The 20,766-nt window shown below is 45.7% G+C and carries 18 protein-coding genes and 1 riboswitch; of the genes, 7 read left to right on the forward strand and 11 right to left on the reverse strand.

Annotated features, from left to right (window positions below):
- Positions 1–89: 89 nt before the first annotated feature.
- Positions 90–938, reverse strand: coding sequence for a patatin-like phospholipase family protein (locus tag WN59_RS13005; RefSeq protein ID WP_046580798.1), 849 nt, complete (start codon positions 936–938; stop codon positions 90–92).
- Positions 939–1,335: 397 nt separating this feature from the next.
- On the opposite strand from WN59_RS13005, the gene WN59_RS13010 reads away from it, so the two are divergent.
- Positions 1,336–2,697, forward strand: a complete 1,362-nt coding sequence (locus WN59_RS13010) for a M20/M25/M40 family metallo-hydrolase (protein ID WP_046580799.1) — start codon at positions 1,336–1,338, stop codon at positions 2,695–2,697.
- Between the two features lie 75 nt (positions 2,698–2,772).
- Positions 2,773–2,869: riboswitch (TPP riboswitch) on the forward strand.
- 99 nt (positions 2,870–2,968) lie between these two features.
- Entirely contained in the window at positions 2,969–3,652 is a 684-nt protein-coding gene (gene tenA, locus WN59_RS13015; RefSeq protein WP_046580893.1) for a thiaminase II, read from the forward strand.
- 63 nt (positions 3,653–3,715) lie between these two features.
- Here tenA and WN59_RS13020 read toward each other — a convergent pair whose 3' ends face one another.
- From WN59_RS13020 to WN59_RS13035, 4 genes are all read right to left on the reverse strand, one after another.
- Positions 3,716–4,483 (reverse strand): SDR family oxidoreductase, encoded by a 768-nt coding sequence (locus WN59_RS13020; RefSeq protein ID WP_046580801.1) that lies wholly within the window; start codon positions 4,481–4,483, stop codon positions 3,716–3,718.
- A gap of 179 nt (positions 4,484–4,662) precedes the next feature.
- Positions 4,663–6,024 (reverse strand): amidohydrolase, encoded by a 1,362-nt coding sequence (locus WN59_RS13025; protein ID WP_046580803.1) that lies wholly within the window; start codon positions 6,022–6,024, stop codon positions 4,663–4,665.
- Between the two features lie 12 nt (positions 6,025–6,036).
- Complete coding sequence (locus WN59_RS13030) at positions 6,037–6,765, reverse strand: small-conductance mechanosensitive channel (protein WP_197073427.1); 729 nt, start codon at positions 6,763–6,765, stop codon at positions 6,037–6,039.
- A gap of 53 nt (positions 6,766–6,818) precedes the next feature.
- Complete coding sequence (locus WN59_RS13035) at positions 6,819–7,526, reverse strand: DUF5058 family protein (protein ID WP_046580804.1); 708 nt, start codon at positions 7,524–7,526, stop codon at positions 6,819–6,821.
- 162 nt (positions 7,527–7,688) lie between these two features.
- Between WN59_RS13035 and WN59_RS13040 the strand changes: the two genes are divergently transcribed.
- The 5 genes from WN59_RS13040 (at position 7,689) to cas9 (WN59_RS13420) (ending at position 14,422) form a co-directional block, all read left to right on the forward strand.
- On the forward strand, positions 7,689–9,815 hold the full coding sequence (locus WN59_RS13040; RefSeq protein ID WP_046580805.1) for a helix-turn-helix domain-containing protein: 2,127 nt from the start codon (positions 7,689–7,691) through the stop codon (positions 9,813–9,815).
- A 101-nt stretch (positions 9,816–9,916) separates the two neighbouring features.
- Complete coding sequence (locus tag WN59_RS13045) at positions 9,917–10,702, forward strand: SDR family oxidoreductase (RefSeq protein WP_046580807.1); 786 nt, start codon at positions 9,917–9,919, stop codon at positions 10,700–10,702.
- A gap of 94 nt (positions 10,703–10,796) precedes the next feature.
- Entirely contained in the window at positions 10,797–11,582 is a 786-nt protein-coding gene (locus tag WN59_RS13050; RefSeq protein ID WP_046580809.1) for an SDR family oxidoreductase, read from the forward strand.
- A 318-nt stretch (positions 11,583–11,900) separates the two neighbouring features.
- The gene (cas9, locus tag WN59_RS13855; protein ID WP_046580811.1) at positions 11,901–12,506 is read left to right on the forward strand and encodes a type II CRISPR RNA-guided endonuclease Cas9; all 606 of its coding nucleotides are present in this window, start codon (positions 11,901–11,903) and stop codon (positions 12,504–12,506) included.
- The gene (gene cas9, locus WN59_RS13420) at positions 12,458–14,422 is read left to right on the forward strand and encodes a type II CRISPR RNA-guided endonuclease Cas9 (RefSeq protein ID WP_231577246.1); all 1,965 of its coding nucleotides are present in this window, start codon (positions 12,458–12,460) and stop codon (positions 14,420–14,422) included. Before cas9 (WN59_RS13855) ends, cas9 (WN59_RS13420) begins: the two co-directional genes overlap by 49 nt.
- Here the strand turns inward: cas9 (WN59_RS13420) and WN59_RS13065 are convergent.
- The 6 genes from WN59_RS13065 to WN59_RS13095 all read right to left on the reverse strand — a co-directional run bounded on the left by WN59_RS13065 (position 14,414) and on the right by WN59_RS13095 (position 20,758).
- Positions 14,414–15,373 (reverse strand): IS30 family transposase, encoded by a 960-nt coding sequence (locus tag WN59_RS13065; protein ID WP_046580813.1) that lies wholly within the window; start codon positions 15,371–15,373, stop codon positions 14,414–14,416. The genes cas9 (WN59_RS13420) and WN59_RS13065 overlap by 9 nt on opposite strands.
- An 894-nt stretch (positions 15,374–16,267) precedes the next feature.
- Complete coding sequence (locus WN59_RS13075; RefSeq protein WP_046580815.1) at positions 16,268–17,200, reverse strand: ArsA family ATPase; 933 nt, start codon at positions 17,198–17,200, stop codon at positions 16,268–16,270.
- Positions 17,201–17,221: 21 nt separating this feature from the next.
- Positions 17,222–17,479 (reverse strand): cory-CC-star protein, encoded by a 258-nt coding sequence (locus tag WN59_RS13080; RefSeq protein WP_017549432.1) that lies wholly within the window; start codon positions 17,477–17,479, stop codon positions 17,222–17,224.
- A 17-nt stretch (positions 17,480–17,496) separates the two neighbouring features.
- On the reverse strand, positions 17,497–19,239 hold the full coding sequence (locus WN59_RS13085) for a carbon starvation CstA family protein (protein ID WP_046580816.1): 1,743 nt from the start codon (positions 19,237–19,239) through the stop codon (positions 17,497–17,499).
- 231 nt (positions 19,240–19,470) lie between these two features.
- Positions 19,471–20,250 (reverse strand): SDR family NAD(P)-dependent oxidoreductase, encoded by a 780-nt coding sequence (locus WN59_RS13090; RefSeq protein ID WP_046580818.1) that lies wholly within the window; start codon positions 20,248–20,250, stop codon positions 19,471–19,473.
- 166 nt (positions 20,251–20,416) lie between these two features.
- Positions 20,417–20,758: a DUF6176 family protein gene (locus tag WN59_RS13095; protein WP_046580821.1), complete on the reverse strand. Its 342-nt coding sequence runs from the start codon at positions 20,756–20,758 to the stop codon at positions 20,417–20,419.
- Positions 20,759–20,766 lie beyond the last annotated feature (8 nt).

The raw sequence follows: 20,766 nt of genomic DNA on the forward strand, positions 1-20,766 counted from the left end.
GCATCTGGTCAATCTCAATAAGTTGAATCACAGCGCAATAAAATACCGCAGCCATCCGAAACGACGGTCTGCGGTATTTTTGCATATATTCAGTCTGACTCAAGGAACGCCTGCAGTTTCCCGTACTGCGCTTCGGCATCCCTCCAGCCGAGTTCATAGAGGTCTTCGAGACGTTTCTTATTTCTTTCGGTCCTGCTTATCTTCAAAGGTTTGCTCGGTGCTATGATGAATGCATTGTTCCTCTTTTCCTGGTCATAGAGGTATTTGAGTGTGTCATTGTAATGTCTGTAGCGGACGCCGAGTTTTTCATGGATCATCGGATGGTCTTTATATTTGATGACTTTCGACATCCGGCTCGGCTTTTTGAAGTATCCCCGGGGTTTCGTAAGTATGACAATATTCTTCTCAAATCCGTCGCTCTGTGCCTTTCTGACCGGTATGGGGTCGGAGATGCCGCCGTCCATGAGGTGACGGTTGTCATACTGCACGCTGGTGGCGACGAAGGGCAGGGAGCTTGATGCTCTCAGCAGTTCAGCAATGTGATCCTGGTTATCCGTCTTTTTGTAGTAGACCGGCTCTCCGGTTCCGCAGTCGGTCGTGACGATCGTGAACTGCTCCGGGCTGTCCACCAGTGTCTTTACATCAAATGGGACGAGTCTGTTCGGTATCTCATCGAAGATGAAGTCCATGCCGAAAAGTTCACGTTTCTTTATATAATTCCCCAGTGAGATATACCGTTTGTCTTCTACAAAATCCAGGTTGACCTTTTTGTTCCTGCCCGGCTGCCTGGAAAGGTATGAAGCGCCCATGCAGGCACCTGCCGAAACGCCGATCACATAGGGGAGATAGAGGTCTTTACTCATGAAGTATTCCAGTACGCCTGCTGTGTAGAGGCCGCGCATGCCGCCACCTTCAAGAACCAATCCTGTGTCTGTCATCATTTATGCCCCCGCTTCTGTCGGATGTCCATTTCATATAAATAAAGTTTAACAGACCATCATCTCATTATTAAAGCCGATTGCCCGGCTAGTTCAATGTTACGTCAAATTCATATTGATGAAATATTCAGAACGTTGATGTATTTTGAAAGTATGCATTAAAAATGATGGAGAGAGGAGAGGTACAGTGTCAGAGATCGAGGATCTGTTTGAAAAACTGAATGCGGATAATGCGCCCGCGAGCAGACGGGGAAGCAAAGTGGGGAGGTCGAACTGAAGGGTGGAATGTGTGATGCTCCATTTGTTGAACTTTCATATGAAAATATGGCGGATGCAGCAGAAGGGATCATAAAAGTGATGGAAAATTATAAAAGCTGAAATATGAGGAGGGAACTTCATGGAATTCAAAAGAATCATTGATGAAAACAGGGAAACGTATATGGCGGAATTGTTCGAAGTATTAAGGCAGGAAAGCATCAGTGCCGAGGGCAGGGGTATTCCGGAGTGTGCGGAACTGATGGCCGGCAAGCTGAAAAGCGCAGGGATAGAAGACGTTGAGATCATTGAAACAGAATACAATCCTGTGGTCTGTGGTGAATATCATGTTTCTGATGATGCGAAAACAATGCTCATATACGGCCATTACGATGTCCAGCCGCCCGATCCGCTGGAAGAGTGGGTGAGCCCGCCATTCGAACCCACAATCAGAGACGGCAGGGTCTATGCCCGTGGTGCAGGGGACAACAAGGGGCAGATCATGGCCCAGATACTTGCGGTAAAGACGTATATTGAAGCGGAAGGCAGTCTGCCGATCAACGTGAAGTTCGTAATCGAGGGCGAGGAGGAGACGGGGAGTCCGAACCTCCCGGCGTTTGTTGAACAGCATAAGGAAAAGCTTGAGACAGATCTCGTCTATACTTCCGACGGACCGATGCTTGCGGACGGTCATCCGGTTGTACTCCTCGGTGTACGGGGACTCCTCTATGTGGAGCTCACTGCCAGAGGCTCACAGTTCGATAACCATTCGGGCAACAAAGGCAACATCGCCCGCAATCCTGCCTGGGAACTCATGAATCTGCTCAGCACGATGAAGGATGACAACGGCAGAGTGTTGATTGAAGGCTTCTATGATAACGTATTGCCGCCGACGGAGAAGGAACTTGAACTGATTGACAGGCTGCCGTTTGACCTTGATGATGTGAGCAGGAACATCGGTGATGACAGTATAGAATTCACCAAGGCGGACTACTATCGTGCGCTTTGTTTTGAACCGACTTTCAATATCGCCGGATTTACGAGCGGATATGGCGGGGAAGGTGCGAAGACGATCATCCCCGCCGAAGCGAAAGTGAAGATGGATATGCGCCTGGTCATGGACCAGGATCCCGATGAGATTTTTGAGAGGCTCAGAAACCATGTGGAAAAGCATGCTCCGGACGTGGAAGTGGAGAAACTCGGCATAATGCAGCCGTCGCGGACTTCCTCGGAACTTGAGTTCATCGAACCGATAAGGAGGTCCGCAGAAAAATCATTCGGCAGGGAAGCTTTCATCCAGCCGAGCTTAGGCGGCAGTCTGCCTGATGCAGTATGGACGAAAATACTGGGTGTTCCTTCAGTCGTTGTCCCTTACGCGAATATCGATGAAGCAAACCATTCACCGAATGAAAACCTGGTTGTGGAGCATTTCTATAAAGGAATTGAAACGACGTGCAGGGTGATATCTGAAATTGGGGAACTGGACCAGGGCTACAGTATTTAATCCGGCCATGTTTGTTTGCCTATTTCTGCTTTCCTATGTATGATGGTGGGTGTAAGATACAATATAATATGATTCTTATTCGACTGGGGGAGCATGCAGATGCTGAGAGAGCAATCGACCCTTTGAACCTGATTCGGGTAATACCGGCGTAGGAAAGTGGAGTGAAGATACTTGGAAAATGAAATTCGTATATATCGACAATCCCACGGCCATATCAGGTTGTGGGATTGTCTGCTTTTCCCCCCGGTGAAATTAGGAAGGGGAAATTATGATGAACAGTCAGTTCACAGATCGCATCTGGAAACGCGTGGAGCCATTATGGAACAATTATTTGGAGCACCCTTTTGTCAAAGGGCTCGGGGAAGGGTGGCTTGAGGAAGAGAAATTCAGGCATTGGCTGAAACAGGATTATGTCTACCTGATCGATTATTCGAGATTGTTCGCTCTGGGCAGTGCCAAAGCACACAATCTCGCAACGATGAATGAATTTTCCAAGCTGCTGCACGGTACGCTTTTCATGGAAATGGATCTGCACAGGGGATATGCGGAAAAATTCGGAATCTCCCGGGAGGACCTGGAAAATACGGGTGCGGCAGCTACCACAACGGCTTATACTAGCTACATGCTGAATGTGGCGCAGCGGGGGAGCATAGAGCATGTTGCCGCCACGGTGCTGGCATGTGCGTGGAGCTATAATTTCATAGGCCTGAAGCTGTCACAGATTGAGGGGGCTCTGGATCATGAGCTGTACGGCAATTGGATACAGACATACTCATCAGAAGAATTCACAGATCTTGCGGAAAGCTGTAAACAATTGATGAACACACTGGCTGAAGATAAGCCGGAAAGGGAGCTCGCCGAGCTGGAGGAAATCATCTATAAAACAAGTATGTTCGAATATATGTTCTGGGACATGGCGGAAAATATGGAGACGTGGCCGGTGAAAGAGAGCTAGCGGCATGCATTGATAAAAATCCCCCCCTGTCCCGTAAGTGCTGGGACAGGGGGGGTAATAGTATCAGAATCCGGCTGTCCAGCCGCCGTCGGCAGTGAGGACAGCGCCGTTGATGAAGCTTGATTCATCCGATCCGAGGAACAGTGCAGCTTCTGCGATTTCTTCAGGTTTTGCGGTCCTTGGTATGAGGGCCTGGGTCAGTCCGGCGCGTTCCATGCCGAATTCACTGATGTTCTCCATGCCGGAGCTGATGTTTGTTTCGACGGCACCCGGTGCAGTGCCGTTCACCCTGATGCCCTTTTTGGCGTACATATAGCCGGTGTTCTTGGTCAGGGCGACGACCGCATGCTTCGATGCGCCGTAGGCGACGCCGGCATGGGCACCGTTCAATCCGCCTGTTGAAATCGTATTGACGATGACACCTTCCCTGTCATTGTCCAACCAGTAGTTTACCGCTTTGCGCGTGGCGCGCATGACACTTTTGGTGTTCACATCGAAAATCCTGTCCCATTTCTCGTCGGTAATCTTGCCGACCGGCTCAAAGCTGTCCATGATGCCAGCGTTGTTGACGAGGATGTCAAGCCCGCCGAAGTGACTGATTGCTGCGTCGATCATATCCTCGACCTGTCCCGCGTCAGCGACATTCACAGTCACAGGTTTTGCAGTTCCGCCTTCAAAAGTGATCTCCTGGCTGACAGCTTCCGCACCTTCGGCATTGTAATCCGCGACGATGACTTTTGCACCTTCCTTTGCATACAGTTTCGCAATCGCCTTGCCCATCCCTGACGCTGCTCCAGTAACAATTGCAGACTTGCCTTCAATTTTAGCCATTCATATCTTTCCCCCTTCAATGGTCTGTCAACTATATTTTATACTTAACGGCCGCAGGTGCAAAAAGATTCAATTGGTGTACTGGTATGTCAATCAACGAACAGGAGCGCATTCGCAAAATACCAAAAATGTATTTTGAATATATAAAGACAGGCTGTCATATAACAGCCTGTTTCTTTCTAAATTCCAGGGCGATATTCTCTTCCGTCACGGAGCATATCGAATGTCTCTTTCGCTTTTTCAAGGATATCATTCCTGTCAGTAAGCAAATCATATGCGGTAAGTGCCATTGAACTTGCTGCCAGGTGCATCCCTTTGTACCCAATTTGAGTGCCGAATGCAGCTGTTGCCTGCCAGGAATGCAAAGCCGTACCTAATGGAGTACATGTTGTCGTGATGGAACCGGTTGGTACGATCCAGCTCACATCACCGACATCGGTGGAACCGGGCGAAGATACATCGGGTTGATAAGGATGGAATGAGATGGAGGCGGGCAGTAATTCATCAGCAGATTTGCCGGCTGTCGGTAATGATTGTGCGAGCTCCTCTGCAAATGATTGTTCCTCTTTTGTATATTCAAGCGGAGTACTTTTTAGCATATTATGGTACATTACTTCATTTAAAGGGTCGTTTGGTAATGATTCATAAGGAAATCCGATGATTTCAGATTCGACGTCTGTTTCATTCATGAGAGCAGCGCCTTTTGCGATATTCTGTACCCTTCCCAGGATTCCTTCCACCTCTTCCTTCGATCCTGCCCGGAGGAAGTACCAGACACTTGCTGTTTCTGGTACGATATTAGGTGCCAGGCCACCATCAGTAATCGTGTAATGCATACGCGTGCCGTCCGGTACATGTTCACGCAGATAATTTACCCCGATGTTCATCATTTCCACACTGTCGAGTGCGCTTCTGCCAGCTTCCGGGGAAGCGGCAGCGTGAGCCGGCTTTCCTTTGAAATGGAACTTGATGGAGACCATGGATTGTGTACTTGTATGCATCGGGGCGTTCCCCATCATCGGATGCCAGGTCAATGCACTGTCAAGATCATCGAAAACACCTGCTTTCGCCATATGTGTTTTTCCGCTCAGCACTTCTTCTGCCGGGCATCCGTAATAACGAATCGTACCAGAAAGTCCATCCTTCTCCATTATTTCTTTCAGCGCAGCTACAGCTTCTACTCCGGCAGTGCCCAGGAGGTTGTGGCCACATCCATGTCCGGGGCCATTTGGAGTCACCTCTTCTTTCGTAGGAGTCGCGGTTTGGGAAAGACCTGGCAGTGCATCAAATTCTCCAAGGATGCCAATGACCGGTTTTCCCTGTCCGTATTCAGCTATGAAAGCTGTATCGAGGCCGTCGATGTCATTTTTAATCGTAAATCCCTGGCTTTGCAGCTCCATTTGCTGAAGTTCACTCGCATACGTCTCCTCGTACGCCGTTTGTGGATGCTCCCAAATGTCGCGCGCCATCTGTGCATATTTTTCCTTATTCTGTTCGAACCATTCAATTATAGTATCTTTGCTGCTTATCTGTATGCTCATTTCTGATTCCTCCTATGATTTGGATAGTTTTTTCTCTTTCATTCTTTCCAGCTGTATGCAGATCAGGACTGTAAGTACAATACACGTCAGACTTTTCAAGTAAATGGGTAAGGCAATCAGATTGACGCATATACCGATGATTAAAGCGATAGCCCCATAGATGGGTTTTTTCATTGCAAACTGTGCAAAAACCGCACCGAATATTGCAGGTAGAACAAGTGGAAATACTGCTTCAATCTGCGGTGGCATGTTAGCGACAATGATTGCGCCGCCGATGATTATCGGTATGAGAAGGAGTTTGTTTACAAGGGAGGCGGCACTTATACTGAGCGTTGCTGTAATCTCTCCTTTTGCCGTACCCGGTTCAGCACCGACTGCACTTTGGGCTGCAGCAGCAGAAGGAAGGCACATATTACTGATATTGCCGGTCAGGAAACTGATATAGGTTCCAGAAACACCAAGCATGGGGAAATACATGATGGGCTCAAGTGCCCAGACTACTGCAATCACACCAGCGTAGGCAGCCAGTCCGGAGAGGATGATTTGCCATCCTGGGTGATAGCCCAGGCCAAATGACAGATATGCAGGAAGCAATACGGTTAGAACAATGACAGACCATATTGTCAGCCTTCCCCAAAAGTGTGATTTCTCATGGAAAGTTGCCATGGTAAATGTCTTTGTATCCACTTCGTCTTTCATGGTAGTATCTGCATTGATTTCGTTTACATTTTGTGTGTACATAAGGAATCCTCCTTTTTGTTTTGAAGCATAAACACCCGCCATCAATGTTTACTTCAGATAACGAAATAGCCAAAGCATAAACTGATTATGATGGAAAAGCCGAGGGCCCATTCACGCAGCCATGCGAGATTGTACTTATCTGACAGCTTCATGGAAATGATCATCGTTCCTGCGGCAGCTATAATTACGATAATGGGAGCCAGTCCTTTAAGTATTTCTGCACTTAAAAGGTTTCCAAAAGCTGCAATCATCGCAGCAGTGGCGAAAATCCCCATCAATTTCTGACCGTTCCCTTTTTGGGTCACCTTGTCCTGAATTTTCCCGAGCGATTTAGTGAACAGTACAGTAAACAGCAGCCAACCCATTCCTCCGAGACATAAGACCCAGACGATTGCTGTGAACACAGCTTTGTCATAACCTTCTCCCCCGAGTCTTGCACCCGATGCTTCTGCTGCGAGACTTGCTCCAAGAGATTCGATCGGAGCAGAACCGATTACACCGATTCTTATCATTGTTAGTGGATTACCGATGAAGGCAATCAGTGAAATAGCCACAATCGCTATGGCGATAGATGGGCCTATTGCAGCGATTGCACCGGTTTTCACTGCACTCCTTACTTCCTTTTTGCTCATCCCGACATCTTCACTTGCCCTGGAGGCGAGCTGGATGAATTTAATACTTTGGAAAATGACAAGGCCAATGACAAGAGAAGCCACGAGCCACATGACTTTACTGTTCGCAAGTTCCATTACAATGTCCATTTGCTTTTCCCCCTTTATGTTGGAAACACATTATCAGAACGAAAGACTAACTTTTCAGATAATTTACTATAGTATATAATGTGGTAGAAAACGTTTACAATATGTAAATGAACATACTTATCATCAATATTATGGAGTTTCATACATAGAGAGGGTGGAGCCATGAATCTGGAAAAGTATATCGGGCATTTTATCGTTGAGGAATTTGGGGATGCAGAGCACCAGATATGGAAGTTCAGAGGCAGCGGGGAGAGGGCGGAAATACTGGAAGGTTACGGCGGCCAGGAAAACGGGAGGCTGCCACAATGTAAACCTGATAGTGGAAGATATTATGTGGAGAGGGACGATGCAATCACTGAATTGCATTTCTATTATTTGAACCAGAAAGGCATCGTGCTGCGTATATTCAAGCACATCAACGTAGTGGATGAATGGGTGATGGAGCATCTGTACCATAGTCTGCATTCCATCATACTGGAAGATGATCTGAAAATGAAGACAAGTGAACAACAAGTGATGATTGAGAGTATGCATTCCATTTCTTCGAGTCTTGAACTCGACCAAGTATTAAAAACAATCATCCGCCATGCTTTGAATGTGATTCCAACTTCAGATGCAGGCTTCCTGATGCTGTACGATTCGTATAAACAAAAGCTGATACCAAAAGTGCAGGTAGGGTTCAATGAGCGGATTTACCAGTTTGAAACACAGGTGGGCGAATCCATTACAGGGAAAGTGTTCGAAGATGGCAGCAGCAGAGTATATAACTCCTTTGATGAATTAATCGTGGGAATGCGTGCACACAACATTTTACCTGAAAACTATGACAGTATTCTCCAATCGACTGGAACCCCTGGTATGGTGGACGGGGCAATCTGTGTACCTGTTTCCATCGATGAGAAAAGAATTGGTGTGATGATCATTCATCAGGGGAGGATGAAAAAACGACTTGATCAGGAAGACGTCACATTACTGGAAGCATTCGCGAGACAGGCCGCAATAGCCATTGAAAATGCTCAATACCATACAGAAACTGAAGAGCGTCTGCAACAGATTACTGACTTGAGCGGACAGTTGAAAGAGAAAAATAACCAGCTGCAAAAGCGTCAGGAAGTCCACCATACGCTCACAATGCTTTCCATACAGCATAAAGGTATCAATGTAGTGGTGAACGGCATGCAGAACATGATTGATCTGGAACTGATATTTTTCAATGGGCTGGAAAATGATTTTTACTCCCCGGGAAAGAATGGAAATGCTTGTTTCAGCGTTTTTGAAATCAAAGCGTTGTGCCTGGAACGCCGCAGGGATTTCTACACGGTAACGGACAAAGGAGATAACTATTACCTATATCCAATATTTAACGGACAGATTTTTATAGGGTGTTTAATCATTCTCTTGGACAGGCCCATGACGGAAATCGAGCGGATTACGATTGAGCAGGGCAGCACTGTTTTGGCATTGGAACTGGTCAACTGGCAGACCGCGACGAAAATCTATCATCGCAGGGTTTATGAACAGTTCCGTAAACTGCTTACTTATGACGATAATGAACAATTAGCTGAATACGGAAAGGAATTGAACCTGGATCTAAAAGGGTATTGGACCGTTGTGGTATTGGAAATTGTAAATGCTCAAAACAATCTTCAATATTTAGAAATCCACATCCATCAGTTAGCTTCCCGGCTCAGTAAAAAACTGGGTGAGAGCGTAAAGCTAGTGTATGGATTTTATAATAAGATCATCCTGCTCCTGTCCCTCTCGAGCACAGAGGAGGTATACGACATAAAGGATGAACTGAACGAGATTGGCGTCCAGGAACAAACGAGGGAATCCACCCTGGTTCGCGGAGGGATAAGCAGTGTCTATAAAGGGCTCGAATATATAAACAAATGCTATGATGAAGCCAACAAAATCATCTCCTATCTGGCCGGCCGCGACAGTCTGGAAGTGATTCTGTATGAGGATATTGGGCTAAACCGTTTATTCCTCAATCAGCCGGCAGAAGATATTAATCACTTCATCCAGGAGGCATTGTCTCCTCTGACAGTAGAGAACAGCCGGTATAAGGAGCTGGAGAAAACACTTGACGCCTATATGGAAACGAACCGTTCACCGGGAAAGACAGCAAAGTTGGTCCACATCCATATCAATACACTCTATCAGCGTCTTCATACGATTGAAGAACTGCTGGACATTGATTTGAATGACAGCCAGGATATGCTTAAAATTCAACTCGCCTGCCATTTGAAAAATTCACAGCCGGCAGTGGAGGATGCGTATGAGTAAACTGGAAGATTTCCAGGTTGGTGATATGTATCAATGCGTTTTGCATTTATCATTAAAGGGAAGATGACAAGCAATACCAACAACCAAGGAGGCAGTTACGAATGACTAAGACCATCATGATCACAGGCGCAGGCTCGGGTCTCGCCAAAGGTGCAGCGATTGGGCTGGCACAAGAGGGGCATAAGGTCATTGCCTCTGTTGAAAATGAATCTCAGGCCGATGGACTGAGGGATGCAGCCCGGGATGAGGATGTAGACTTGAAGATCTTCAAGATGGATATTACGGACCCATCCGACCGGGAAGCCATGAAGGATTATGAATATGATATATTCGTGGCCAATGCGGCGATCAATGAGGGCGGCCCGATCTGGGAGATGCCGATGGATGATATCAGAAGGTTGTACGAGATAAACGTCTTCGGCACACTCGAAACGGCGCGTATCGCAGCAGAGTATTTTGTCGGAAAGAGGCAGGGGAAAATCATCTTCATGTCATCCAAGGCAGAAAAGATGAGTTCCGCCTATAAGGGGCTGTATTCATCCTCCAAGCATGCCCTTGGAGCCATTGCGAAAGCTCTGAAGCAGGAGATGGAAGAATTCAATGTACAGGTTGCGACCATCAATCCGGGACGGTTCGGCACGGGATTCAACGACCGGGCGGTCGAAGCAAACTGGAAATGGTACGATGAGGATCAACATCATACTCCAAAAGATAAGCTGGAAGCCAGTGGGAACAGCCTGAATAACCAGCTGGATCCGCAGCTGATGATTGATAAGATGGTGGAGATCATACCGATGGAACATCATAAATTCCGGGTGGTCTACCCCGAGTCCACCGCAGAGGATATGCGAGAAGAGGAGAAGAAAGATTGGGAGATTGAGATATAATATTTATAAAGCTCTTCTAATTCTGCCCTCCGTTTACGATAATCCGGAAAGGGAAAATGATAAGCATCATTAAAAACCGAGGAGGCAGTTAAGGATGGCTAAAACCATTATGATAACAGGTGCAGGTTCCGGACTGGGCAAAGGCACGGCGATCGCGTTGGCGAAGGAGGGTCATGAGGTCATCGCTGCTGTTGAGAATCATCCACAGATCACCTCGCTTAAAGAAGCGGCACAGGACGCAGGTGAAAATCTGGAGATTTTCAAGATGGACATTACAAATCCGGATGACCGGGAACGCATGAAGCGGTATGACTATGATGTATTCGTGGCGAATGCTGCGGTGAATGAAGGTGGACCGATATGGGAAGTGCCGATGTCGGCCCTGAGGCAACTGTTCGAAGTCAATGTATTCAGTACACTCGAAACCGCACGTATTGCAGCGGAGCATTTCGTTGGGAAGAAACAGGGGAAAATCGTCTTCATGTCCTCCATGGCGGGATCTATGGCCTCTGCCTATAAAGGGCTCTATGCATCATCCAAGCACGCACTGGAAGCCATCGCCAAGTCGCTGAGACAGGAGATGGAGGAATTCAATGTCCAGGTTGCTACAATCAATCCAGGCCCGTTTGATACCGGCTTCAATGATCGTGCAGTGGAAGAGAAATGGGAATGGTTCGATGAAGACAAGCATCGTACTTCAGTTGAAAACCTGAAAGAAAGTGAAAGAGGGCTGGAAAATCAGCTCGATCCTCAATTGATGATCGACAAGATGGTGGAAACCATCCCGAAGGATCATCATAAATTCCGAACAGCTTATCCGGAGGAAACGGCGGAAAACATGAGAAAAGAGGAGAAAAACAACTGGGAGATTGAGATATAGAAGAGAAACATAACGTTATATCACCGATAACCTAGAGAGTATAAAGCTTCCAGATTTCTTATGAAAAATTATTTGATTATCTTTTTTGAAATAATATTGACAATATTCTAATAAATAATAATATGATAAGTACAAGATTCTTACTAACCTTATACCTAAAACTGTAGAATCTACTAAAACAAGCTTTATGCCGTATTCATCCCGTCATTTTAATGGCGGGATTTTTTATGTTAATTATTATTTGAATGTTCAAATAATAATTAAAAATAAAGTATAATGGATATATGTAAATCTTTGGCTGGAAGGAAGTGTCTACTCATGAAAGAGGAAAAAGATTACATTCTAGGTCTTGATATCGGTATAGCATCAGTTGGATATGGAATTATTGATTATAATAGCAGGGATATCATTAGTGCGGGAACTAATATATTTAAAGAAGCCAATGTTGAAAACAATGAAGGACGCAGAGCAAAAAGGGGTTCAAGAAGATTGAAAAGAAGAAAGATACATAGACTGGACAGGATTAAACATTTGCTCGAGGAATACCGTATGATCGATAAAGCAAATATACCGACTAGTACCAATCCATATCAGATAAGAGTCAAAGGTTTATCAGAAAAGCTGGGTAAAGATGAACTGGCCATAAGCTTGCTGCATCTGGCAAAACGGCGGGGCATCCACAATGTTGAAGCCGTAGATGAAGGTGATGATAAAGGGAGTGAACTATCTACAAAAGAACAGTTAAGGAAAAATGCCGAACAGCTGGAAACCAAATACATTTGTGAACTCCAATTGGAACGGTTGCAAAGCAAGAAAAAATACGGGGGGAGAAGAACAGGTTCCGGACGGAAGATTACATTAAAGAAGCAAAAAAGCTGCTCTCGACTCAGAAAGAGTTCCACGGGATTGATGAACAGTTTGTAGAAAAATATATCGAGCTATTGAGTACCAGAAGAGAATACTATGAAGGACCGGGAGAAGGCAGTGAGTACGGCTGGGGGCAGGACCCGAAAAAATGGTACGAGATGCTCATGGGTTATTGTACATATTTCCCGGACGAGCTCCGTAGTGTGAAATACACTTATTCTGCAGACTTGTTCAATGCTCTGAATGATCTGAATAACCTTGTAATTAACAGGGATGAAAATCATAAGCTTGAGTATCATGAAAAGTTTCATATTATTGAAAATGTGTTCAAAGAGAAGAAAAAGCCTACATTGAAACAAATTGCGAATGAAATAGATGTAAAAGAGGAAGATATTAAAGGCTACAGGGTTACCAAATCAGAAAAACCTGATTTTACTCAGTTTAAAATATTTCACGATATTAAAGGCATTGTATCTGATAAAGAAACGTTAGAGGATGTCACTCTCCTTGATAAGATAGCCGAGATTCTAACAATTAATCAGACGCCAACAGAGGTCATCAATGAGCTGCAGGAATTAGATACAGAATTTTCCAAGGATGAACTGGATGCAATTTCAAAACTATCGGGATATACCGGAACTCACAGATTATCTGATAAGTGTATTCAATTAGTGTTGGACGAGTTATGGCATACAGAAAATAATCAGATGCAAGTATTTGCCAACTTAGGATTGAAACCGAAGAAATATAAATTGGAGAAAAGAAATGTTATTCCGGTAGAAGCAATCAATGAATTTGTACTGTCTCCTGTTGTCAAACGTTCAATGACGCAGGCAATAAGAATGATAAGCCGTTCAATTGAACTATATGGATATCCGAAAGACATCATTATTGAACTCGCGAGAGAGTCAAACAGTAAAGAAAAACAAAAATTCATAAATAAAAGCCAGAAAAATGGAGAAAACCTCAACAAGAGAATCAATGACATCATTGGAGAGTATGGATTGGAAAACGCCAAAAGGTTAAGAGAGAAAATCAGGCTTTTTGATTCACAGGAAGGCAAATGCCTTTACTCGTTAGAAGCTATACCATTGGAAGATCTACTGAGGAATCCACTGCACTATGAAGTGGATCATATTATCCCGAGATCGGTCTCCTTTGACAATTCGCTTAATAATAAAGTTTTAGTTAAGCAGGAAGAAAACTCTAGAAAAGGAAACCGGACTCCATATCAATACTTGAATTCCAGTGATGCAAAAATTTCATACAAACAGTTCAAGCAGCATGTATTGAATATAAGCAAGAGCGGTGGATTAATCAGCAAAAAGAAAAGAAACTACCTGCTGGAAGAACGGGATATAAGCAAGTTTGAAATCCAGAAAGAGTTCATAAACAGGAATCTTGTGGACACCAGGTATGCGACAAGGGAACTCGTCACGCTGTTGAAAGCATACTTCACTGCCAATGACATACCAGTGAGTGTCAAATCAATCAACGGTTCGTTCACCAATCACCTGCGTCATGTATGGAAATCCCCTAAGCACAGGGACCAGGGGTACAAGCATCATGCGGAAGACGCATTGATAATAGCCAATGCAGATTTCCTGTTCAAAGAAAAATCATTCCTGGATAAAGCCGACAAGATAATGAATAAACCGACAACAGAAGATGAGAAATTGGAAATGGATGTTAAGTCGGAAGATGAATACCAGGAAGTGTTTGAAATACCATTTCAAGCAAATAATATAAAAAGCTTTAAAGATTTTAAATTCAATCACATGGTAGATAAAAAACCGAACAGACAGTTGATTAATGACACGATATACTCAACCAGAAAAAATGAAAAGGGTGATGAGGTAATAGTTAATACAATCAAAGATCTCTATTCCGAGGATAATGACAATATCAAAAAGCTGAGAGATATGATCTTTGATAAACCGGAAAATATATTGATGCTTCGTTTGTCAAAATAAGCTAGACAGCCTGCCTACATCCATGTAACTCATAAATGCTTCCAGCGGTGTCTGGTAGTTCAAAGACTTTCTGGGTATGTGGTTTCTCTTGGAGGCTACTGAAGCAACCATCCTCTGATCCACTGTGTTGAAATCCATATGCTTGGGCAGGCCGTCTTTCCGAAGCAGTCCATTGGAATGTTCATTCAATCCTCTTTGGGAAGGCATGCCCGGGTCGGCAAAGTAAATATCAATATCATTTCGGTTGCTCATTGACTGCCAATTTGAGAATTCCTTCCCACAGTCGAACGTAATGGATTTGAACACATTTCTGGGGATCTGATGGAACCATGCGTTGATGACTGTTTCAATATCCTTTGCAGTCCGGCCCTCGGGCTTGAGGGTAATGATCACTTTCGACAGCCGTTCTACAAGTGTCACAACGGCACTTTTATGATGGATGCCGACAATGGTATCGCCTTCCAGATGTCCAAATTCTTCTTTGAATGCTGGGTAGTCCGTCTTTCTGTCAGAGAGTTTCCGTCTGAAAGCCTGTCTCCCCCGGCGTTCCTTATGGCCGTTGGGTTTTCGCTTTCCTTTCATCGGCAAGGTGGAAACATCAAAGTCTTTGCGCTTGAAGATGCGGTACAATGTGCGGCTGGAGCAGTTGATCGGCTGTTCACGGCGACCGACAATCACATCCGGCGTCCATCCTTGCGCGACCTTTTCTGCCACATATGCGCGTTGATCATTCGACAGCACCGTCTGTTTTCGACCGCAACGCTGCTTGTTTGCCTTGTAGCGCTTATAGAAATCCAATGCGGTGTGACCGTCTTTCAGGAAAGTGACCACATTGTGGACGGTCTGACGTGCTCGGCCAATCTGTTCTGAAATCTTTGATACAGAGGCATTCTGATGGAAATAAGATTCTATAAATACAAGTTCATCCGTGCTAAGATGGGTGTCGGTCATTCGTGATCACTCCTATGATTTCTTTGGTCAGAAATACATTTTGAGTGTATCACGAGTGGCTTTCTTTATGTGTCTAGCTTATTTTGACAAACGAAGTTTGGAAAAAGATATGCCACTTAAAGTTAAAAGATTTGACCACAGGCAATTTATCAAGCAGTTGACGTTTGAGTACGACTTTACCGTCGATTATTCAAGATTAATCAATAGGTTGCTCGAAATTATTCCTTTGCTAATCGATGAGATGAATAAGCAATCTAATAATAAGACTATGCTGATTTATCTATATCCCGAATCGAGACTGAGTCCAAGGGAACAGATTGATCTAAGTAGGTTGTTGAAATCTTTACATGTCAATGTGATTGTTTTGACCGATTCGTCTACGTTCTTCAGTGATGATACGGATACTATAAATTACATGAGGTTTGGAGAACAGATAATCACTTCACAATTGATATCTGATATGTACTGGGATTCCCCCTTGAATTTCACAAGAGAAGATATTAAAGCATCACTGCATAAGTTAATAAATAATTATAGTGGTAAGTTTGGGCTGGTTCCGACAATATCTAATTATCAAGTGAGTGACATAATTCTATTTGATAGTATTGATATTTATGTGTGTTGCTATTTTTTGAAAAGGTGCCATCATAATTTCAATCTGGATATCGCTTTTGATCAAGTACCAAAAAGTTTGAACGAATACCTGGGAATTTTTATGAAAACAGTGTAGTATTTTCATTAGAGGTTTTAGTACTCTGCAGTTTTAGGTATAAGGGGTAATTTGGTATGTTTTCTGGTTGTTGGTCAACATCTACATAAAAAAAGAGCAGATAGGACTGCTCTAGTGATTTTTGACGGCCTCCATTATTATGTGGAGGCTTTTATTAATTTGTTTCATCCCATCTCATAATACCCGCTGAACTTATCCAGTTCATCAACACTTGTGATGTCATGGGGAAGAAGGGGGACGTGGACCAGCTTCTGATCTGTAAATGTATCTTCTATTTCCCGGAGATACCGGCCTTCATACTGCCGTCTCTGCTCGAGGAAGCTGCCGTCGGCTTCATCGGGCAGGACTTTATTGACGATGAGTGTTTTTACGTGCAGATGATATTGGTCAAGCAGGTCGACGGCTTTCTTTGATTCGAGTATCGGCAGCCGCTCGGGATTCAGTACGAAGATAAATCCGGTTTTCCCGGATTCGAGAAGGATTTTCCGTGCTTTCTCGAAACGGTTCTGACGTTCGAGCAGCACATCATATATTGGATCTTCCATTGGCTCTCCATCGTTCAGCAGCTGGGTATAGTTCTCGTTTGTCTTCTGACGCTTTTTCAATAGTCCCTCGATCCACACGCCCATCAGTTCCGGCAGTGTGAGCAGCCTGATTGTATGCCCTGTGGGGGCGGTGTCGAATACAAGGTGGTCGAATTCTCCTGCTTCTTCAAGAATGATGGACACCAGTTTGTCGAATAGTGCGGATTCATCTGCGCCTGGAGAAGCTCTGGCTGTATCGAGCTGGCGGTTGACTTCCTCAATCATGCTGGATTGTACAGTGCCTCTGATGTTCTCTTTAACTGAGTCGATATATTTTTTCGTTTCATTTTCCGGATCGATTTCCAGTGCATGGAGGTTATCTGCTATCTCTGTTGTCTCGCCGCCGATCTGCTGTGAAAAGATGTCCCCGAGGTTGTGTGCCGGGTCAGTTGAGACGAGCAGGGTCTTTTTCCCTGATTTTGCGAGTCTCCATGCGATGGCAGCAGCGGATGTGGATTTTCCAACACCGCCTTTCCCTCCGATGAAAAGAATCTTTTTGTCATAAATGCTCATAGGTATGCTCCTTTAATATGATCAGCAGCAGCGGATGCCTGTCAGTGGTGATTTGTCCATGCCCATGCGGAGATGCCAGTCATGGAAATCCTCTATGATGTGCGGATACAGTTCCAGAGTATAGTAGTAGACCGGATTTGGTATACCGATCATCTCGGAGTAGAGGAGGAGCAGGAACATGTCATCCTGGTCTCTCAGCTCCCTTGCTACTTCCGTCCGGTGCGGCATTTCAAGCACTTCCTCATAAAAGCGGACCAGTTTTTTGGCTTTGTCCAACATCATTATCACCTCATTGATCAGTCGTTCCGGTATTTTTCAAGTTCATCATCGAATTTGCCGCTCAGAGCCTGTATGGATGTGATGATTATCCATATCGAGAAGACAAATATGATTGCCCCCAGTATGAACAGCAACAGGTTTGATTCTTCTGCATACCAGGCCCATTCGAAGAACACCTGGACAAACATCGCGTACAATGTCATGAAAAGGAGGAAGATCATCGGTATGAGTGTGGCGATATAGTTGATGCCCCGCCTCTTCAGCCATATGGAAATCAGCAGCAGACTGATTCCGGCAAGCAGCTGGTTGGATGTTCCGAACAGCGGCCAGATGAGATAGCCGCCGGAACCGAAACCATTCGGTCCTTCTGGGATGAGGACCAGTGCTGCAGTGGAGACGACCGCGACAGAAGTGGCGACATGCTTTTTTGTCAGTGGCTGCACTTTATACTCAGAACCGATCTCTGCGATGATATACCGCATAAGGCGGACCGAGGTATCAAGTGTCGTGGCGGCAAAGCTCACGACGATGATGGATACGATTGTCGTTGCGACATTTTCCGGTATGCCGAGGCCCCCGGCAAGCACTGCCGCCCCCTCGACAAAGTTGCCGAGCCCGGTGGCATTGGCTTCATTGAAGCTGGAGTAGGTGGCAGTGAATTCATCGGCACTGTTGAACAGCGTTACGACCGCAAGGATTGAAATCAGTGCAAGTATGCCTTCACCGACTGCTCCGAAATAGCCGACGAAGCGGGCATCGGTCTCCTTGTCCAGCTGCTTGGAAGATGTGCCTGATGACACGAGGCCGTGGAAGCCTGAAATCGCTCCGCAGGCAATCGTGATGAATAACAGTGGCAGCCAGGAGGTGTCTGCATCCCCGTTTGTAGCCGGTGCACTGATGGTCGGGTTCGTCAGCAGCAGGCCTGCATACATGATGATGAGTCCGACAGTCAGCTGGTGGGAGTTGATGAAATCCCTCGGCTGCAGCAACTTCCATACAGGCAGGGTCGACGCAATGTATACATAGATCAGCAGGATGACAATCCAGATCATGAATGCGGTTGAAACGGAACCGAGACCGAACAGCCCCGCAGCTTCCTCACCGCCCATATAGGAGACGAGGTCGATCTGCAGCCACGAGACCTCCGCCGTGACAATCGCCCCCAGGTACATGACAGCAAGTGCAAGCAGGGAAGGTACAAGCATCCTCACATTCCGTTTGTATGCCGCATAACCGATCCATATGGCGAGTGGTATCTGTATGAAGACCGGGACGATGCTTGCAGGATATGTAATGAACAGGTTTGCAATCACCCAGGCAAAGACTGCGTTGATCATCAGTACAAGCGTCAGTATGATGAACAGGAACAGGATTTTCCCCCGTCTTCCGATGAATTTCTCAGCTATTGTGCCGATCGACTGGCCCTTATTGCGCACCGACAGTGCCAGTGTACCGAAATCGTGGATGCCGGCGGCGAAGACGGTTCCCAGGACGACCCATAGAAAGGCCGGCAGCCAGCCCCAGTAGACGGCAATGGCGGGACCGAGAATCGGCGCGGCACCCGCGACGGAAGTGAAGTGGTGGCCCCACAGCACGAATTTGTTCGTCGGCACAAAATCCACACCGTCCTTATATTTGTGAGCCGGTGTAACGTAGTTCGGGTCAAGTCTGTAGATACGTTCTGCGATGAATTTGGAATAGTAGCGGTAGCCCAGAACAAAAACGGCGAGTCCCAGGATGGCGACAAGTATGGCATTCAATGGATCCACTCCTCTTAGGATGATGTTTACATGGGATTATACCGAATATTCAAATAACTGTAAATGGAGGCGGTTTCCGGAGCCATGGTAATCTTTGGTAAAATGATGTAGTGCCTCCCCGACGTGAATTATTTTAGTGGTTATCCCTGACTTACCTTTAATTTTACATATTTGAAAAGCGGAACCGATTTTTCGGTTCCCCTTTTCTGCTTAATCAGTATTCTTTTGATATCAGCTTGTGGCGCCCATGCCGCCGTCGACTCTGTACTGTGAACCTGTGACGAATTTACTGTCGTCTGATGCGAGGAACAGTACGACGTTGGCAATGTCTTCCGACTCGGCATAACGGCCGAGCGGCACACTATCTGTGAGTGCTTCTTTGACTTCTGTCTGCTCGTTCTGCTGTGATTCGCTGAGTCCTTTTTCAACGGTCTCCATCATGTTGCCCGTTACCGGGGCAGGGTGGACTGAGTTGACCCGGATATTGAACTCTGAGTTCTCCAGTGCCGCTGTCTTGGTCAGCCCGACAACCGCATGTTTGGATGTGGAGTAAGGTGACAGATTCGGACTGCCTCTCAATCCGTCCACTGAAGAAGTGTTGATGATGCTGCCGGCTTTCTGTTCCTTCATGACAGGTATGACGTGCTTCAATCCGAGGAATACGCCGGTGGCATTGATGCCGGTGACCTTGTTGAAGTTGTCCAATGACTGCTCATCTATCGGCGCGATGTCTCCGATGATGCCTGCGTTGTTGAAGAATACGTCAATTTGGCCATATTCACTAACGGTCTTCTCTACATAGTTTTTCACATCGTCCTCTTTGGTCACATCCGCCTCTATCGTCAGTACATTGTCACCGCCGAGCTCCGCTTTGATTTCATCCAGTTTTGATTTATCAAGGTCGATCAAAGACACTTTAGCTCCTTCATCAAGGAATATTTGTGCAGTCTGTTTTCCGAGACCACCTGCGCCGCCGGTGATTACCGCGACTTTGTTTTCCAGTCGTCCCATTTTACTATCTCTCCTTTAAAGTTATTGATATAGGGTGTCTACCTCATTTCCTGATCTTGGAAACCATTTTGGTTTGAAATCAAACTTTGGGTGTAGGGGCTGGTATGGCTGGATACATAATGTCCCCCTGGCCGGATTGCCGGCCAGGGGGACAAGGTGGTTAAGCTTATTTCATCACATCACGTACTTTTTCCGGCATCATCATGACTTCCGCTTCCATGTCATCCGGGCGGAATGTCTTGTCGATGCATTCGTTCATGAAGTCGATATGTTTCTGATCAATATATGCGTCTTCAATCGCTTCCGGATTGTCATCATCCTGGACGCTGTACCAGTAGAGATATTCCCTGTTGTCGAACCGTTCGCGGAAAATCGTCTCGACGTACATCTTCTCGCCTTCGAGGCCGAGCAGTACATCATCCATGTGGTTGTGCATATACTCGAACCACTCATCCACACGTTCGCTCTTGCCCGGCTTCACTCTGAATTTCGTCAATTCTACTCTCATAACTGCCT

It is taken from the genome of Salinicoccus sediminis (genome assembly GCF_000986795.1).
In the GTDB taxonomy this organism is placed as follows: domain Bacteria; phylum Bacillota; class Bacilli; order Staphylococcales; family Salinicoccaceae; genus Salinicoccus; species Salinicoccus sediminis.

Excerpts from the sequence above, each read along its gene's own strand:
- WN59_RS13030 (WP_197073427.1), bottom strand. The coding sequence starts at position 6,765 with ATGTACACACAAAATGTAAACGAAATCAATGCAGATACTACCATGAAA.
- WN59_RS13065 (WP_046580813.1), bottom strand. The coding sequence starts at position 15,373 with ATGACCGACACCCATCTTAGCACGGATGAACTTGTATTTATAGAATCT.
- WN59_RS13090 (WP_046580818.1), bottom strand. The coding sequence starts at position 20,250 with ATGGGACGACTGGAAAACAAAGTCGCGGTAATCACCGGCGGCGCAGGT.
- WN59_RS13040 (WP_046580805.1), top strand. The coding sequence starts at position 7,689 with ATGAATCTGGAAAAGTATATCGGGCATTTTATCGTTGAGGAATTTGGG.
- WN59_RS13050 (WP_046580809.1), top strand. The coding sequence starts at position 10,797 with ATGGCTAAAACCATTATGATAACAGGTGCAGGTTCCGGACTGGGCAAA.
- cas9 (WP_046580811.1), top strand. The coding sequence starts at position 11,901 with ATGAAAGAGGAAAAAGATTACATTCTAGGTCTTGATATCGGTATAGCA.
- WN59_RS13075 (WP_046580815.1), bottom strand. The coding sequence starts at position 17,200 with ATGAGCATTTATGACAAAAAGATTCTTTTCATCGGAGGGAAAGGCGGT.
- WN59_RS13080 (WP_017549432.1), bottom strand. The coding sequence starts at position 17,479 with ATGTTGGACAAAGCCAAAAAACTGGTCCGCTTTTATGAGGAAGTGCTT.
- WN59_RS13010 (WP_046580799.1), top strand. The coding sequence starts at position 1,336 with ATGGAATTCAAAAGAATCATTGATGAAAACAGGGAAACGTATATGGCG.
- WN59_RS13025 (WP_046580803.1), bottom strand. The coding sequence starts at position 6,024 with ATGAGCATACAGATAAGCAGCAAAGATACTATAATTGAATGGTTCGAA.
- WN59_RS13020 (WP_046580801.1), bottom strand. The coding sequence starts at position 4,483 with ATGGCTAAAATTGAAGGCAAGTCTGCAATTGTTACTGGAGCAGCGTCA.
- tenA (WP_046580893.1), top strand. The coding sequence starts at position 2,969 with ATGAACAGTCAGTTCACAGATCGCATCTGGAAACGCGTGGAGCCATTA.
- WN59_RS13035 (WP_046580804.1), bottom strand. The coding sequence starts at position 7,526 with ATGGACATTGTAATGGAACTTGCGAACAGTAAAGTCATGTGGCTCGTG.
- WN59_RS13045 (WP_046580807.1), top strand. The coding sequence starts at position 9,917 with ATGACTAAGACCATCATGATCACAGGCGCAGGCTCGGGTCTCGCCAAA.
- WN59_RS13095 (WP_046580821.1), bottom strand. The coding sequence starts at position 20,758 with ATGAGAGTAGAATTGACGAAATTCAGAGTGAAGCCGGGCAAGAGCGAA.
- WN59_RS13005 (WP_046580798.1), bottom strand. The coding sequence starts at position 938 with ATGACAGACACAGGATTGGTTCTTGAAGGTGGCGGCATGCGCGGCCTC.